Here is a 15,717-nt window from a genome sequence, read left to right as displayed (position 1 = left end):
AGAGCAGTTCGGAGCCGGGGCCGGTGGGTGCGGGAGCACCCACCGGCCCCGGCCCGTCTCCTGTACGCCTCCGGCCACTTCCGTCACTCGGCGCTTATGGACACGCCCGGTCTGTCACCCTGTCGGGATACGTCAGCGGCGTTTCGCGAGACTGTCAGGAGCCGCACCGTGGGGCCCATTCCCTTGCAGCGGGACATCGTCCAGCGTCCCGGCACCCTCGTCGCCGGTCAGGGCGGTGATCCGCGTCCGGTCGCGCGCACCAGCCTGCCCGGAGTCCCGCAGGCCTCGGCCGCGGCCCGCAGATTCGTCCGGGCGGCGCTCGCCGAGTGGACCGGACTCGGCCTGCCCTCCGCCGCCGAGTTCGGCGAACGGCTCACCGACGACGCGCTGACCGTGGCGAGCGAACTGGTCACCAACGCGGTCGTGCACGCCGGCACGACGGTCGAGCTGCTCCTCAGGCTGGAGGACTCCGCCGGGCACGAGCCGGCCGCGCTGGTGCTGGAGGTCACCGACCACCATCCCGCCCGGTCGGTGCGCGACGAGCGCGCCGAACGGCCCGACCCCGCCGAGTACGGCCGGGGGCTGCAGCTCGTCGCCACCCTCGCCGAGTCCTGGGGCATCACCTACCGCACCGGCCTCAAGACCGTCTGGGCCCGCCTCCCCGGCGACGACCGCTACGGACTGCCCGACTCCCCGGCCGACGACGACGCCCGCGGCCCGGGTCCGCGCACCGGCCGGGTCCTCGCCCCGGCCACCGGGCGCGCGGCGCGCGACGACGAGCGCTGGGGCGGGCGCGGCGGCGGCCTCTCCTTCCTCGCCGAGGCATCCGGTCTCCTCGCGGGCCAGCTCGACGAGGACCTGGTGGCCGCGACAGCGGGCCGGCTCCTGGTGCCCCGGATCGCCGACTGGTGCGCGATCTGGCTGGAGAGCGAGGGCGGCGGCCCCGCGGCCGCCCCCAGGCTCGCCGGGGTCTGGCACCGCGACGAGGCCCGGACCGCGCTGCTGCGCCCCGCACTGGAGAAGGAGCCGCTGCGCCTGCCCGGCAGCGTCGGTACGGGCCCCGTGCCCATCCCGTGGCCGGGAGGCGCCACGGCCGGGCGTGAGGACGGCACAGGAGGCGCCGCGCTCGCCCACCGCATCGTCTCGGGCGGGCGCACGCTCGGCGCGGTCCTGGTCGGCCGCGAGGGCACCGACCACATCCCCGACGAGGCCGCCGCCCTCCTCGCGGACTTCGTGCGCCGGGTCGGCCTCGCCGTCGGAGCCGCCCGCGCCTACACCCGCCAGGCCACCATCAGCCGCATCCTGCAGCGCGGCCTGCTGCCGAGCAAGGTCGCCGAGATACCAGGGGTCAGCAGCGCGCTGGTGTACGAGCCCGGGGACGACGGCGTGGTCGGCGGCGACTTCTACGACCTCTTCCCGTGCCCCGGCGGCCGCTGGTGCTTCGTCCTGGGGGACGTCCAGGGCAGCGGCCCCGAAGCCGCCGTCGTCACCGGTCTCGCCCGCCCCTGGCTGCGCCTGCTGTCCCGGGAGGGCTTCCGCGTCGGCGAGGTCCTCGACCGGCTCAACCGGCTCCTCCTGGACGACGCCATGGAGGCGGCCGAGGCCGCCGCCCTCATGGTCGCGGCGGCGGGCGGCCAGCAGCTCCAGGGCGGCGAGCAGACCCAGGACGGCTCCCAGTCCCGCTTCCTGTCCCTGCTGTACGGCGATCTCGTGCCGCTCCCGGACGGCGGTGTGCGCTGCACCGTGGCGAGCGCCGGCCATCCGCTCCCGCTGCTGCTGCGTCCTGACGGCTCCGTACGCCCGGCCGCCGAGTCCCAGGTGCTGCTCGGCGTCGTGGAGGACGTGGCGTACGGGAGCCAGAGCTTCGTGCTGATGCCCGGCGACAGCCTCCTCTGCGTCACCGACGGGGTCACGGAGCGGCGCTCCGGGCGGCTGATGTTCGACGACGGCGACGGCCTCGCCCGGGTCCTCGCCGGCTGTGCGGGGCTGCCGGCCGCCGGGATAGCCGACCGGATCAAGCGCGCCGTCCACACCTTCGCCGAGCGACCGCCCGACGACGACCTGGCCCTGCTCGTGCTCCAGGTCGACGGATCCGCGGATGTGCGGGACAGCTCCGCCGGCGAGTGACAATGGACGGTATGCCTTCCGTACTGCCCGATGGTGAGCCCGTGCCCGACGACGGGGCGCTGCCCCGCCATGCCCTGGAAGGCGCCGTCGACCGGCCGCTCGGCTTCTACCTCCACGTGCCCTACTGCGCCACCCGCTGCGGCTACTGCGACTTCAACACCTACACCGCGACCGAGCTGCGCGGCTCCGGCGGGGCCCTGGCCTCCCGGGACAACTACGCGGCCCACCTCGTCGAGGAGGTCCGCCAGGCCCGCAAGGTGCTCGGCGACGACCCCCGTCCGGTCCGCACGGTCTTCGTCGGCGGCGGCACGCCGACGCTGCTGCCCGCGGCCGACCTCGTCCGGATGCTCGCGGCGATCCGTGAGGAGTTCGGGCTGGCGGAGGACGCCGAGATCACCACGGAGGCCAATCCGGAGTCCGTCGGCCCGGCGTATCTCGCGGCGCTGCGGGAGGGCGGCTTCAACCGCGTCTCCTTCGGCATGCAGAGCGCCCGGCAGCACGTCCTGAAGGTCCTGGACCGCACCCACACGCCCGGCCGGCCCGAGGCCTGCGTCGCAGAGGCCCGCGAGGCCGGCTTCGAGCACGTCAACCTCGACCTGATCTACGGGACGCCCGGCGAGTCCGACGACGACTGGCGGGCCTCGCTCGACGCGGCGATCGGCGCCGGGCCCGACCACGTGTCGGCGTACGCGCTGATCGTCGAGGAGGGGACCCAGCTCGCCCGGCGCATCCGCCGCGGCGAGGTCCCGATGACGGACGACGACGTCCACGCCGACCGCTATCTGATCGCCGACGAGGCGATGGCCGCCGCGGGCTTCTCCTGGTACGAGGTGTCGAACTGGTCCCGTACGCCCGAGGGCCGCTGCCTGCACAACGAGCTGTACTGGCGCGGGGCCGACTGGTGGGGCGCGGGCCCCGGGGCCCACAGTCACGTCGGCGGGGTGCGGTGGTGGAACGTCAAGCACCCCGGGGCCTACGCGCAGGCCCTGGCCGAGGGCCGCTCGCCCGGCGCCGGCCGTGAGGTGCTCGGCGACGAGGACCGCCGGGTCGAGCGCATCCTGCTGGAGCTGCGGCTCGTCGAGGGCTGCCCGCTCTCGCTGCTCGCCCCCGCCGGCCTCGCCGCAGCGGGCCGCGCGGTGAAGGACGGCCTGCTGGAACCCGGACCGTACGGCGAGGGCCGCGCGGTCCTCACGCTGCGGGGGCGGCTGCTGGCCGACGCCGTGGTGCGGGACCTGGTCGACTGAGCACCCGCCCGGCCCGTACGAGGCGGCCGGCGCGCCGGGCCTACCCCACCGGACAGTCCGCGCGGGTGAGCGGTGTCCGGTCGCCCGCGGCCCGGCCGCACACGACGCGGCTCTGCGCGTCCGGCCCTGGACGGGTGACCTCGACGATGTTCAGGCCGTGCACCTTCTGGTCGGCGTACGGGATCGTCCCCCGGAAGGTGATGGTCCCGGTCGGCATGTCGTGCAGGGCCACCGAGTAGAGCGTCGCCCAGGTCTCCGCCGCGCTCTGCGGGTTGTCGCTGCGGGTCGCGGCCGCGTAGAGGGCGGCCGTGGCCTGGTAGGAGATCACGGTCTGCCCGCTGGCGAACAGCCTGTCCTCGTACGGGCGCACCTTCGGCAGCGCCGGCAGCCGCTGCCCCTCGGGAAGCAGCGCTTCCAGGGCCTTGCGGGAGTCCTCGTAGAACGCCCGGCCGCCGCCCTGGCTCATGGGCGCGAGGGCGCCGTAGTAGAGCGTGACCTTGTCCGCGAGCTTCGTCGAGTCGTCGAAACGCGCCTTGGTCAGGTCGTCCCCGGTGAAGACCGTCATCTTCTTGTCCGAGCAGCCCGCGGTCTGTCCGAGGCCGGACATCAGCGTGTTGACGTCCTCGACCCGGCCGGCGAAGTAGAGCGCGTCGGGCACGCGTTCCGCCCCGCAGATCGCGTGCAGGGGTGCGTCGAGGTTCGCGGAGCCGCCGTCCTTGGACAGGGAGTACTGGGTGTCGGAGGCCACGGTGAAGCCGGACTCCTTCAGCATCTCCAGACCGACCCTGCGCTGCTCGGTGGTGTAGCGGTCCTTGTCCTCGTTGCCCACCTTCCTGGACAGGACGACGGCCTGCGGATCGTCCAGCCCGTCCGCCAGCCGGCCCGCGATCAGCCCGAGGGCGTCCGCCTGCTCCTCGTCGGTCGCGGACGTGCCGAAGTAGTTCGGGTACTCACGGGCCAGTTCGCTGCCGGAGTTCGTGCTGTCCACCACGGGCAGTCCCGCGCGCTGGAGGAGTCCGGTGGCCTCGGCGCTCTCCGTGGTGTTGCGGCCGAGGCCGACCACACCGACGACGGAGGAGTCCCGGCGGGCGACCTCGATGATCTTCCCGACCGCGGTCGTCTGCCGCAGCATGTCCTGGCCGCCGTTGGCCGTCAGGACCCGGAGCTTGACGGAACGATTCGCCGTGTCGTTGACGAACCGCTGGTGGAGATAGACGCCGGTCAGCTCCTCCAGGCCCTTGCGGGTGTCCTCCCGGTTCTTGTCGGTGCCGGTGAGCGGGCCCGCGTAGACGACCGTGACACGCGGTTCGCCCGGCCCGATGGAGGCGTTCTGCTCCCGTATCGCCTGCTCGATCCGTTCGAAGGTGACGCCCTTGCCCACCCCGTTCAGCGGGAGGCTGTTGCCCTCGGCGAAGCGCACCTCGGGGACCGTCGCCACCCCGATGCACTCCTTGACACCTCCAGGACCGGTCAGCCTGACCGCGTCGGTGCTGACGCCGACGAGCGGGCCGTAGCAGTACTTCTCCTTCAGGTGCTCGCTCCACAGGAAGGTCCCCAGCAGCGCGCCGACCAGCGCGAGGGCGACGGTCGTCCTCGACATCACCCACCAGGCCCAGGTCCGGCGGACCCGATGGGTGACGAGCTGGGCGTGGGCGTACTCATGGGTCAGCTGGCCGGTGGACAGCGGCAGCCGCAGCACCCAGGCCAGCGTCACGGCCGCCGCCGGCGCCTGGCCGACACTCAGGTCGTCGACCCAGCTCTCGTACCGGGCGCGCGCGCCCGACCTGACGCCGGCGGGCACGGACGGCTCCGGAGGCAGCGGCGGGGTGTGCCGCATGATCCGGTCGGCGGGCAGCGAGGCCAGGAGCAGCAGCGGATCCACCTCGCTGCGCCGTGACCGCACGTTGTTGACGGCGTTGATCAGCAGGATGCCGCCGTTGTCGTGGGTGGCGGTCGGCAGGAAGACCACCGGCGGGACGGTGCGCTTGCCGCGCCTCCAGTCCAGGGCGTGCGGCCGGTAGTTGTCCAGCAGGTCCTCCAGCAGCGCCTGGACCCGGAGCTCCAGGTGGAACTGGCGCGCGTGCTCGTCGCCCGTCCCCGCGTCGGCCACCCGTTCCGCGACGGCGGCCGCCCGTGCCCGGATCACCCGCCACGAACCGCTGGGGGAGAACCACGACCAACCGTCGGAGGGGTACGCGGTGCTGGACGCGGCCAGTGAGGACGTGGTCGCGAGCCATCGGCTGGCCCGGCGCAGCCACAGCAGCGGCGGCGCCGACGTGGTCACCAGGCGTACGACCGCCAGGCCGAGCAGGGCCGAGGCGGCGACCAGCGCCGTCAGCACCCAGCCGATCTCCCCCAGCAGCACGCTGAGCACCGCGATGAAGACGGCCCCGACGAAGGTCTCCGGACGGATCGAGGCGCGCAGCGAGTCCCACCAGTTGGAGCCGCCCGACCGGCTCGCCCGCCACCGCAGGCTGCCCAGCTGTTCCAGGATCCGTTCGTCGCGCTCTCGGGGGGATCTGACGTCCTGCTGTGCGACGACCGTCGCCGTGGCCTGCTCGATGGCGGCGAGCAGCCGGGAGCGGGGAAACGTGAAGGGCTTGTACTGCGAGGTGCCCCGGGTCTCCCAGGGCCGCTCGGTGAGGGTGCGGACCATGGAGAGGGCCGCCTCGTACGGGGTGGTGCCGTGGCCGTCGAGCAGCTTCACCGGGACCCGGCGCAGCTGGTTCGCCCGGTGGACCTGATGGACGATGCGCTCGACCCTGTCGTCGATCTCCGTACCGGCGGCGGCGTCCTCCGCCTGTGCCACGACCAGGGGCATCACGGGCCGGTTGACCCGGTACTGGTCGATCAGCTCCTGCATGAGGTGGAAAACGGCGGAGGCCGCCTCGTTGTCCGCGCTGTCCCGCCACACTTCACGCGTCATCCGCCCCGTGCCTTCCCCTGTGCCGGGCCTTGCCGTCACCTCTCAATAACGGATGGTGCGTGTGCGGCGCAGGTGTTCGCGGGGATCGATACCTGATCCTCTTCAACGCTCCCGGGACATCAGGAAGGAAGGGTGACGAAGTCGATCAATTCCTCGACGCGGCCCAGAAGCTGCGGTTCCAGGTCCTTGTACGAGCCGACCCTGGAAAGGATGTGCTGCCAGGCCGCACCGGTGTTCTCCGGCCAGCCCAGCGCACGGCACACGCCCGTCTTCCAGTCCTGACCGCGCGGAACCGCCGGCCACCCGGGGATGCCCACGGACGACGGCTTCACGGCCTCCCAGACGTCGATGTACGGGTGCCCCACCACCAGCACGTCCGCGTCGGTGACCTGGGCGGCGATCCGGGACTCCTTGGAACCGGGCACCAGATGGTCGACCAGGACACCGAGCCGGGCGTCCGGACCGGGCGCGAACTCGCGCACGATCGCCGGGAGGTCGTCGACGCCCTCCAGGTACTCCACGACCACGCCCTCGATGCGCAGGTCGTCGCCCCACACCCGCTCGACGAGCTCGGCGTCGTGCCGCCCCTCCACATAGATCCGGCCCGCCCGGGCGACCCTCGCCCGCGCCCCGGGCACCGCCACCGAACCGGAGGCCGTACGCGCGGGCCGGGCGGGACCGGCGGCCGACGGGCGCACCAGGGTGACACCCCGGCCCTCCAGCAGGAAGCCGCGCGGCTCCATCGGGAAGACCCGGTGCTTGCCGAAGCGGTCCTCCAGGGTGACCGTCGGCCCCTGGGCCGTCTTCTCACACCGGATCACCGCCCCGCAGAAGCCGGTGACGGCCTCCTCGACCACCAGACCGGGCTCGGCGGGGACCTCGGGGGCGGGGGCGGACTTCTTCCACGGCGGGGTCAGATCCGGCTGGTAGCTGCGCATGGCAGCACGATAATCGGGGCAGCGTTCACGACACGCCGAACCGGACCGCCAGGTGCTCACGCTGCGCCCGGACGAACGCCGCGTCCACCACCGCCCCGTGCCCCGGCACGTACAGCGCGTCCTCGCCACCCAGCTCCAGCAGCCGGTCCAGCGCGGCCGGCCAGTGGGAGGGGACCGCGTCCCGGCCCGCCTGCGGTTCGCCGGACTCCTCGACCAGATCGCCGCAAAGCACCACGACGGGCGAGCCCGGTACCAGCACCACGAGGTCGTGGCCGCTGTGACCGGGCCCCACATTGGCCAGCAGCACCTGGAAGCCGCCGCCGAGATCGAGCGTCCACTCGCCGCTCACCTGGTGCCGCGGGGCCACCAGGGCGTCCGTGGCCGCCGTGGCGTCCGCCTCGCTCATCCCGTGCCGCAGCGCGTCGGCGCGCAGCTCCTCGGCACCCCGCCCCAGCAGCTCCGCCGTGCCGACCGCCCCGTAGACCTCCGCCCCGGAGAAGGCGGCGGTGCCCAGCACATGGTCGAAGTGCGGATGGCTCAGTGCGATATGCGTCACCCTGCGGCCCAGCAGGCCCTCGGCCTGGGTGCGCAGTCCGGCCCCCTCGCGGAGCGTCGCGCCGGTGTCGTAGAGCAGCGCACCGTCCGGCCCCGCCACCAGCGCGGCGGTCGCGTCCCAGACGGGGAGGCGCCGCCGCCCCGTAGCGTTGCCCAACCGCTCCCAGCCGAACTCTTCCCAAGAGACGTCCATACGACGACGCTATCGGCAACGACCTGCGCGGTCCCACGACGGCGTGGCCGGTCGCCCTTGCCCCGGGCCCACCCCGCCCCCGTACACTGACCGGGGGGATTGCTGGCACTCGAACGCACAGAGTGCCAGGCAGACGCCGAAGAACCACAGCTGGAGGTGTGCGCGGTGCTCAGCGAACGCAGACTCGAAGTGCTGCGCGCCATCGTTCAGGACTATGTCGGCACCGAGGAGCCCGTCGGCTCCAAGGCGCTCACGGAGCGGCACAGCCTCGGGGTCTCCCCGGCGACTGTCCGCAACGACATGGCGGTGCTGGAGGACGAGGGCTTCATCGCCCAGCCTCACACGAGTGCGGGGCGCATTCCGACGGACAAGGGCTACCGTCTCTTTGTCGACAAGCTCGCGGGCGTCAAGCCCCTGTCGTCGCCGGAGCGCAGGGCCATTCAGAATTTCCTCGACGGCGCGGTCGACCTCGACGACGTCGTGGGCCGCACGGTCCGGCTGCTCGCGCAGCTGACCAGGCAGGTCGCCGTCGTGCAGTACCCCTCGCTGACCCGGTCGACGGTCCGGCACGTGGAGCTGCTGTCGCTGGCTCCGGCCCGCCTGATGCTCGTCCTGATCACGGACACGGGCCGGGTCGAACAGCGTATGATCGACTGTCCCGCGCCGTTCGGTGACACCTCGCTGGCGGATCTGCGGGCCCGGCTCAACAGCCGGGTCGTCGGACGACGCTTCGCGGACGTCCCGCGGCTGGTGCAGGACCTGCCGGAGTCCTTCGAGACCGAGGACCGGGGAACCGTATCGACGGTCCTCTCCGTCCTCCTCGAGACTCTGGTCGAAGAAACGGAGGAGCGGCTGATCATCGGCGGCACCTCCAATCTCACCCGTTTCGGGCACGACTTCCCTGTGATGATCCGGCCGGTGCTGGAGGCATTGGAGGAGCAGGTCGTGCTGCTGAAGCTGCTCGGTGAGGCAACGGACTCAGGCATGACCGTACGGATCGGGCACGAGAACGCCCACGAGGGCCTCAACTCCACGTCCGTCGTCGCGGTCGGCTACGGTTCGGGCGACGAGGCAGTCGCCAAACTCGGCGTGGTCGGACCGACCCGCATGGACTACCCCGGAACGATGGGAGCGGTACGCGCAGTGGCACGTTACGTCGGACAGATCCTGGCGGATTCGTAAGTGGCCACGGACTACTACGCCGTACTAGGCGTGCGCCGCGACGCATCTCAGGACGAGATCAAGAAGGCATTCCGTCGGCTCGCCCGCGAGCTGCACCCGGATGTCAACCCGGATCCGAAGACCCAGGAGCGGTTCAAGGAGATCAACGCCGCTTACGAGGTTCTGTCGGACCCGCAGAAGAAGCAGGTCTACGACCTCGGTGGCGACCCGCTGTCCCAGTCGGGCGGCGGCGGTGGCGCTGGAGGGTTCGGAGCCGGCGGCTTCGGCAACTTCAGCGACATCATGGACGCGTTCTTCGGCAACGCCGCACAGCGCGGGCCCCGTTCGCGGACCCGTCGCGGCCAGGACGCCATGATCCGCCTGGAGATCGACCTCAACGAGGCGGCCTTCGGCACGACCAAGGACATCCAGGTCGACACGGCGGTCGTCTGTACGACCTGCAGTGGCGAGGGCGCCGCACCCGGCACCTCCGCGCAGACCTGTGACATGTGCCGCGGCCGTGGCGAGGTCTCCCAGGTCACGAGGTCCTTCCTCGGCCAGGTCATGACCTCGCGGCCCTGCCCGCAGTGCCAGGGCTTCGGCACGGTCGTGCCGACCCCCTGCCCCGAGTGCGCCGGTGACGGCCGCATCCGCTCGCGGCGCACCCTCACCGTGAAGATCCCCGCCGGTGTCGACAACGGCACCCGGATCCAGCTCGCGGGCGAGGGCGAGGTCGGCCCCGGCGGCGGCCCCGCCGGCGACCTGTACGTCGAGATCCACGAGGTCTCGCACGCCGTGTTCCAGCGGCGCGGCGACGACCTGCACTGCACGGTCACCATCCCGATGACGGCCGCGGCGCTCGGCACCCAGGTGCCGCTGGAGACGCTCGACGGGCTGGAGGAGATCGACATCAGGCCGGGCACCCAGTCCGGCCAGTCGGTCCCGCTGCACGGGCGCGGCATCACGCACCTGCGTGGCGGCGGGCGCGGCGACCTGATCGTGCACGTCGAGGTCCTGACCCCGACGAAGATGGACCCCGAGCAGGAGCGCCTCCTGCGGGAGCTGTCCAAGCTGCGTGGCGAGGAGCGGCCCACCGGTCAGTTCCAGCCCGGGCAGCAGGGGCTCTTCTCCCGTCTGAAGGACGCCTTCAACGGCCGCTGAACCCTGTCACCGCACCGCCCGCCGGTCCCGTACCGGCGGGCGGTGCGGTGCGTGCGGTGGTCCTCCGCCGTGCGAAAGGGGCTGATTCGGCACGGTCCGCGGGACGTGGCACGATGCGGGCATGTCCTTGGCGCTGACCGATCTCTGCCGGTACCCGATCGTGCAGGCCCCGATGGCGGGAGGCGTCTCCCGCCCGGAGCTGGCCGCCGCCGTCTCCGAGGCCGGAGGGCTCGGTTTCCTCGCCGCCGGCTACAAGACGGCGGACGGGATGTACAACGAGGTCGAGCAGCTCAGGCGGATGACCGGCAGGCCCTTCGGCGTCAACCTCTTCATGCCCCAGCCGCTGGTCGCCGACCCCAGCGCCGTCGAGGTCTACCGCGAGCAGCTCGCCGGTGAGGCCTCCTGGTACGAGACCCCGCTCGGCGACCCGGACTCCAGCGGCGACGACGGTTACGAGGCCAAGATCGCGATCCTGCTGGAGGATCCGGTCCCGGTGGTGTCCTTCACCTTCGGCTGCCCCACACGCGAGGTCCTCGACGCGTTCGCCGCCGCCGGCACGTTCACCGTCGTCACGGTCACCTCGGCCCAGGAGGCGCGCAACGCCAGGTGGGCGGGCGCGGGCGCGGTCTGTGTGCAGGGCACCGAGGCGGGCGGCCACCAGTCCACGCACCGGGACGACCCGCAGGGCGGTCTCTCCGGCACCGGGCTCCTCGCCCTGGTCACCGAGGTCCGCGAGTCCGTGCCGCTGCCGGTCGTCGCGGCCGGCGGGCTGATGCGCGGTTCCCAGATCACGGCCGTCCTGGCGGCCGGAGCCGACGCCGCCCAGCTCGGCACGGCGTTCCTGCCGTGCCCGGAGTCCGGAGCCCACCCGCTGCACAAGCAGGCCCTGACCAACCCGCTGTTCGTGACCACGGCCCTGACCCGGGCCTTCTCCGGCCGCCCCGCGCGTGGACTGGTCAACCGGTTCGTGCGGGAACACGGGCCGTACGCCCCCGCCGCCTACCCGCAGGTGCACCAGCTGACCGGCGGACTGCGCAAGGCCGCGGCGAAGACCGGGGACGCCCAGGGCATGGCCCTGTGGGCGGGCCAGGGACACCGGATGGCACGCGAGCTGCCCGCCGGGGAGCTCGTGGGCCTGCTCGCCGCCGAAACGGAAGCCGCGCGTGCGGCAGTGAGTGTGAGGAGTGCCCGGTGACGGCACCAGTCTTCGTCGTCGATCAGCTGCCCGCCGGGCCGGAGTTCGTCCTGGACGGCCCCGAGGGACGGCACGCCGTGTCCGTGAAGCGGCTGAACCCCGGGGAGGACGTCGTCCTGACCGACGGGCGGGGCCGCTGGGCGGAAGGCGTCGTACGGGCGGCCGAGGGCAAGGACCGGCTCGTGGTGGCCGGCCTCACGAGCGTCCACGAGGAGGACGGGCCCGCGCCCCGCATCACCGTCGTCCAGGCGCTGCCCAAGGGTGACCGCGGCGAGCTCGCCGTGGAGACGATGACCGAGACGGGCGTCGACGCGATCGTGCCCTGGCAGGCCGCGCGCTGCATCACGCAGTGGAAGGGCGACCGTGGTCTCAAGTCCCTCGCCAAGTGGCGCACGACCGCGCGCGAGGCGGGGAAGCAGTCGCGCCGGGTGCGTTTCCCCGAGGTCGCGGAGGCCATGACGACCAAGCAGGTCGCCGCCCTGCTGGCGGGGGCGGACTTCGCGGGCGTGCTGCACGAGGACCGGGACAGCGGCAGCGAGCCGCTGGCCACCGCCGAGCTCCCCGCCGGCGGCACGATCGTGCTGGTCGTGGGCCCTGAGGGCGGGGTGTCGCCCCAGGAGCTGGCGGCCTTCGCCGAGGCGGGGGCGCCCGCCTACCGGCTCGGCCCGAGCGTCCTGCGCACCTCGACCGCGGGGACCGCCGCGGCGGCCCTCCTGATGGGACGCACCGGGCGCTGGTCGTAGCCGAGGGCCACGGGGCGGGCCGGATCTCACCCGCACAGCACCGCGTGGTGAGGGGGAGGGAGGGGGACCGCCGTGGTCACCGAGAACCTCCGCGGAATGTGAGTGCGCGGGCCACCGGCCCTACGGCGGACTCCGGCCAACTCCGGTACCCGGAGCGGTGCCGCAGCCTAGGGTGATCCGTGTGACGCAGCCTTCCTACCTCCGGTATCCCCATGTCCAGGGCGACTTGATCGCCTTCACGGCCGAGGACGACGTCTGGCTCGCGCCGCTCGACGGCGGCCGTGCCTGGCGTGTGAGCGCCGACAACCGCCCGGTCAGCCAGCCGCGGATCTCTCCCGACGGCACTCTCGTCGCCTGGACGTCCACCCGGGACGGGGCCCCCGAGGTGCATATCGCGCCGGCCGACGGCGGCCCCTCCAGGCGGCTGACCCACTGGGGCGACGCGCGCACGTCCGTACGCGGCTGGACGCCCGACGGCGATGTGCTGGCGATCAGCACCCAGGGCCAGGTGTCCCTGCGGCGCAGCTGGGCCCGCGCCGTCCCGGTCGACGGCGGCCCCGCCCGCACCCTGCCGTACGGACCGGTCGGCTCGCTCGCGTACGGACCCGGCGGGCGGCCCCTGCTGCTCTCGGCCACGATGGGACGCGAGGCCGCCGCCTGGAAGCGCTACCGGGGCGGGACGGCCGGCAAGCTCTGGATCGCCGCGGCCGACCGGCCCACGGACGGCGCCCCCGAGGAGTTCACCCGCGTCCACGCGGGCCTCGACGGCAACCTCGAATGCCCGATGTGGGTCGGTGAGCGCATCGCCTTCCTCAGCGACCACGAGGGCGTCGGCGCGCTGTACTCGTCCCTGCCCGACGGCACGGACCTGCGCCGCCACAGCGGCGTCGACGGCTTCTACGCCCGGCACGCCACCACCGACGGCACCCGGATCAGCTACGCCCGCGCCGGTGAACTCTGGCTCCTGGACGGTCTGGAGAGCGACGGCCCCCGCCGTCTCGACATCCGGCTCGGCGGACAGCGCGCCGACCTGCAACCGCATCCGGTGGACGCCGGCAGCCATCCGTACAGCGCGTCCCCGGACCGCACCGGCCGAGGCAGCGCGGTCGGGTCCCGCGGCGCCGTCCACTGGGTCACGCACCGGGAGGGTCCGGCCCGCGCGCTCGCCGCCGAACCCGGTGTGCGGGCCAGGCTCCCGCACACCTTCCAGGCCGACGGCGGCCAGCACGTCGTCTGGGTCACCGACGCCGAAGGCGATGACGCGCTGGAGTGTGCGCCGGCCACCGGCACCGCTCCCGGCACCGCGCCGCGCCGCCTCGCGGCCGGCCGGATCGGCCGGGTCCTGGATCTGGCCCCCGCCCCCGACGGCAGCCGCTTCGCCGTCGCCGCCCACGACGGACGGGTGCTGATCGTCGAACGGGAGAGCGGCGAGGTGCACGAGGTGGACCGCAGCGAGGACGGGGACGCGTCCGGACTCGTCTTCTCGCCCGACTCCGCCTGGCTCGCCTGGTCGCACCCCGGCCCCGAGCCGCTCAGCCAGCTCAGACTGGCCCACCTCGCGGACCTGTCGGTCACCGAGGCCACCCCGTTGCGGTTCCGGGACTACGCCCCCGCCTTCACCACCGACGGGAAGCACCTGGCCTTCCTCTCCGAGCGCGTCTTCGACCCGATCTACGACGCGCACGTCTTCGACATGGCGTTCGGCGGATCCTGCCGGCCGCACCTGCTGACACTCGCCGCCACCACGCCCTCCCCGTTCGGGCCGCAGCTCCACGGCCGCCCGGCCGAGAAGGAGAAGGGCGGTGACGGCGAGGACAACCCCACCGCGCTCCCCATCACCCGCGTCGACCTCGACGGTCTCGCCGACCGGATCGTGCCGTTCCCCGTCGAGGCCGCCGGCTACTCCTCGCTCCGGGCCGCCAGGGACGGGCTGCTGTGGCTGCGCCACCCGGTGAACGGAGTGCTCGGTGCCGGCGCCGCCACGCCCGGCGCACCCAGCCCCGGACCCACCCTGGAGCGGTACGACCTGGAGAAGCTGCGCTGCGAGGAAGTCGCCTCCGGCATCAGCCGGTTCGCGGTCAGCGGCGACGGCAGGCGGCTGGTCCTGCACAGCCACGGCACCCTGCGGGTCGTCCCCTCCGACAGCCGGGTGTCGGGGGAGTCCGACGACGACGGCGACACCCACGTCACCGTCGATCTCTCCCGCGTCCGCCGCACCCTCGACCCGGCCGCCGAATGGCGCCAGATGTACGACGAGGCCGGCCGCGTCATGCGGGACAACTTCTGGCGCCCCGACATGGGCGGGGTCGACTGGGACGCCGTCCTGGACCGCTACCGGCCGCTGCTGGACCGGGTCTCCACCCACGACGACCTGATGGATCTGCTCTGGGAGGTGCAGGGCGAACTCGGCACCTCCCACGCCTACGTGACGCCGTCCGGTGGCCACGGCGACGACTTCGCCCGGCAGGGACTGCTCGGCGCCGACCTCTCCCGCGCCGGCGACGGGGGCTGGCGCGTCGACCGGATCCTGCCCTCGGAGACCTCCGACCCCGCGGCCTGGTCCCCGCTCGCCGCGCCCGGCGTCGCGGTGCGCCCCGGTGACGTGATCCTGGCGGTCGACGGGCACCCCGTCGACACCCTCACCGGCCCCGCCCCCCTGCTCGCCGGCGCGGCAGGCAAGCCGGTCGAGCTGACCGTCTCACCGGTCGACGGCGGCGAGCCCCGCCATGTGGTCGTCGTCCCCGTCGCCGACGAGGAGGCACTGCGCTACCACGCGTGGGTCGCCGGCCGGCGTGCGTACGTGCACGAGCGGTCGGCCGGCCGCCTCGGTTACCTCCACGTCCCCGACATGGTCGGCTCGGGCTGGGCGCAGATCCACCGGGACCTGCGCACCGAGGTCGCCCGCGAAGGGCTGGTGGTGGACGTACGGGAGAACCGGGGCGGCCACACCTCGCAGCTGGTCGTCGAGAAGCTGGCCCGCCGCATCGTCGGCTGGGACCTGCCGCGCGGCATGCGGCCCTCCAGCTACCCCGCTGACGCGCCGCGCGGACCGGTCGTGGCCGTGGCGAACGAGTTCTCCGGCTCGGACGGCGACATCGTGAACGCGGCCATCAAGGCGCTCGGCATCGGCCCGGTGGTGGGCACGCGCACCTGGGGCGGTGTCGTGGGCATCGACAGCCGCTACCGCCTGGTCGACGGCACGCTGGTCACCCAGCCGAAGTACGCCTTCTGGCTGGAGGGGTACGGCTGGGGCGTCGAGAACCACGGCGTCGACCCGGACGTCGAGGTCGTGACGGCCCCGCAGGACCACGCGGCGGGACGGGACCCGCAGCTGGACGAAGCGGTCCGGATCGCGCTGGAGTCGCTGACGCGGACGCCGGCGAAGACGGCCCCGCGACTGCCGTCGGCGGACGGGGCGCGGTAGCACGGCGCGGGCGGTGGCGCGGGCGGGACCCGCGCCACCGCCCCCGATCG

The 15,717-nt window shown here is 73.4% G+C and carries 10 protein-coding genes; 7 read left to right on the top strand and 3 right to left on the bottom strand.

The window, feature by feature from the left end; translation table 11 throughout:
- Nucleotides 1–168: 168 nt before the first annotated feature.
- Both ACZ32T_RS03835 and hemW read left to right on the top strand, forming a co-directional pair.
- Nucleotides 169–2,127 carry a SpoIIE family protein phosphatase gene (locus ACZ32T_RS03835; protein ID WP_467262613.1) on the top strand — a complete coding sequence of 653 codons (1,959 nt, stop codon included), beginning with the start codon at nucleotides 169–171 and terminating at the stop codon, nucleotides 2,125–2,127.
- An 11-nt stretch (nucleotides 2,128–2,138) separates the two neighbouring features.
- Nucleotides 2,139–3,371: a radical SAM family heme chaperone HemW gene (gene hemW, locus ACZ32T_RS03830; RefSeq protein WP_467365183.1), complete on the top strand. Its 1,233-nt coding sequence runs from the start codon at nucleotides 2,139–2,141 to the stop codon at nucleotides 3,369–3,371.
- Nucleotides 3,372–3,411: 40 nt separating this feature from the next.
- On the opposite strand, the gene ACZ32T_RS03825 is transcribed toward hemW, so the two are convergent.
- From ACZ32T_RS03825 to ACZ32T_RS03815, 3 genes are all read right to left on the bottom strand, one after another.
- Entirely contained in the window at nucleotides 3,412–6,297 is a 2,886-nt protein-coding gene (locus ACZ32T_RS03825) for a type 1 periplasmic-binding domain-containing protein (RefSeq protein WP_467262609.1), read from the bottom strand.
- Between the two features lie 119 nt (nucleotides 6,298–6,416).
- Nucleotides 6,417–7,235: a DUF3097 domain-containing protein gene (locus ACZ32T_RS03820; RefSeq protein WP_467262607.1), complete on the bottom strand. Its 819-nt coding sequence runs from the start codon at nucleotides 7,233–7,235 to the stop codon at nucleotides 6,417–6,419.
- Nucleotides 7,236–7,260: 25 nt separating this feature from the next.
- Nucleotides 7,261–7,983 carry an MBL fold metallo-hydrolase gene (locus tag ACZ32T_RS03815; protein WP_467365181.1) on the bottom strand — a complete coding sequence of 241 codons (723 nt, stop codon included), beginning with the start codon at nucleotides 7,981–7,983 and terminating at the stop codon, nucleotides 7,261–7,263.
- A gap of 165 nt (nucleotides 7,984–8,148) precedes the next feature.
- Here ACZ32T_RS03815 and hrcA point away from each other — a divergent pair, with 165 nt between their 5' ends.
- The 5 genes from hrcA (at nucleotide 8,149) to ACZ32T_RS03790 (ending at nucleotide 15,667) form a co-directional block, all read left to right on the top strand.
- Nucleotides 8,149–9,165, top strand: a complete 1,017-nt coding sequence (gene hrcA / locus ACZ32T_RS03810) for a heat-inducible transcriptional repressor HrcA (RefSeq protein WP_104785565.1) — start codon at nucleotides 8,149–8,151, stop codon at nucleotides 9,163–9,165.
- Nucleotides 9,166–10,305 (top strand): molecular chaperone DnaJ, encoded by a 1,140-nt coding sequence (gene dnaJ / locus ACZ32T_RS03805; RefSeq protein WP_356707682.1) that lies wholly within the window; start codon nucleotides 9,166–9,168, stop codon nucleotides 10,303–10,305.
- A gap of 121 nt (nucleotides 10,306–10,426) precedes the next feature.
- A complete protein-coding gene (locus ACZ32T_RS03800) occupies nucleotides 10,427–11,500 on the top strand; it encodes a nitronate monooxygenase (protein ID WP_467262603.1) in 1,074 nt (357 codons plus the stop codon).
- Nucleotides 11,497–12,243: a 16S rRNA (uracil(1498)-N(3))-methyltransferase gene (locus tag ACZ32T_RS03795; RefSeq protein ID WP_467262602.1), complete on the top strand. Its 747-nt coding sequence runs from the start codon at nucleotides 11,497–11,499 to the stop codon at nucleotides 12,241–12,243. Before ACZ32T_RS03800 ends, ACZ32T_RS03795 begins: the two co-directional genes overlap by 4 nt.
- Nucleotides 12,244–12,424: 181 nt before the next feature.
- Nucleotides 12,425–15,667 carry a S41 family peptidase gene (locus ACZ32T_RS03790; RefSeq protein ID WP_467365179.1) on the top strand — a complete coding sequence of 1,081 codons (3,243 nt, stop codon included), beginning with the start codon at nucleotides 12,425–12,427 and terminating at the stop codon, nucleotides 15,665–15,667.
- Nucleotides 15,668–15,717 lie beyond the last annotated feature (50 nt).

Source organism: Streptomyces sp. NPDC023573, assembly GCF_055559735.1.
This window is presented reverse-complemented; position numbering and strand designations above follow the sequence as displayed.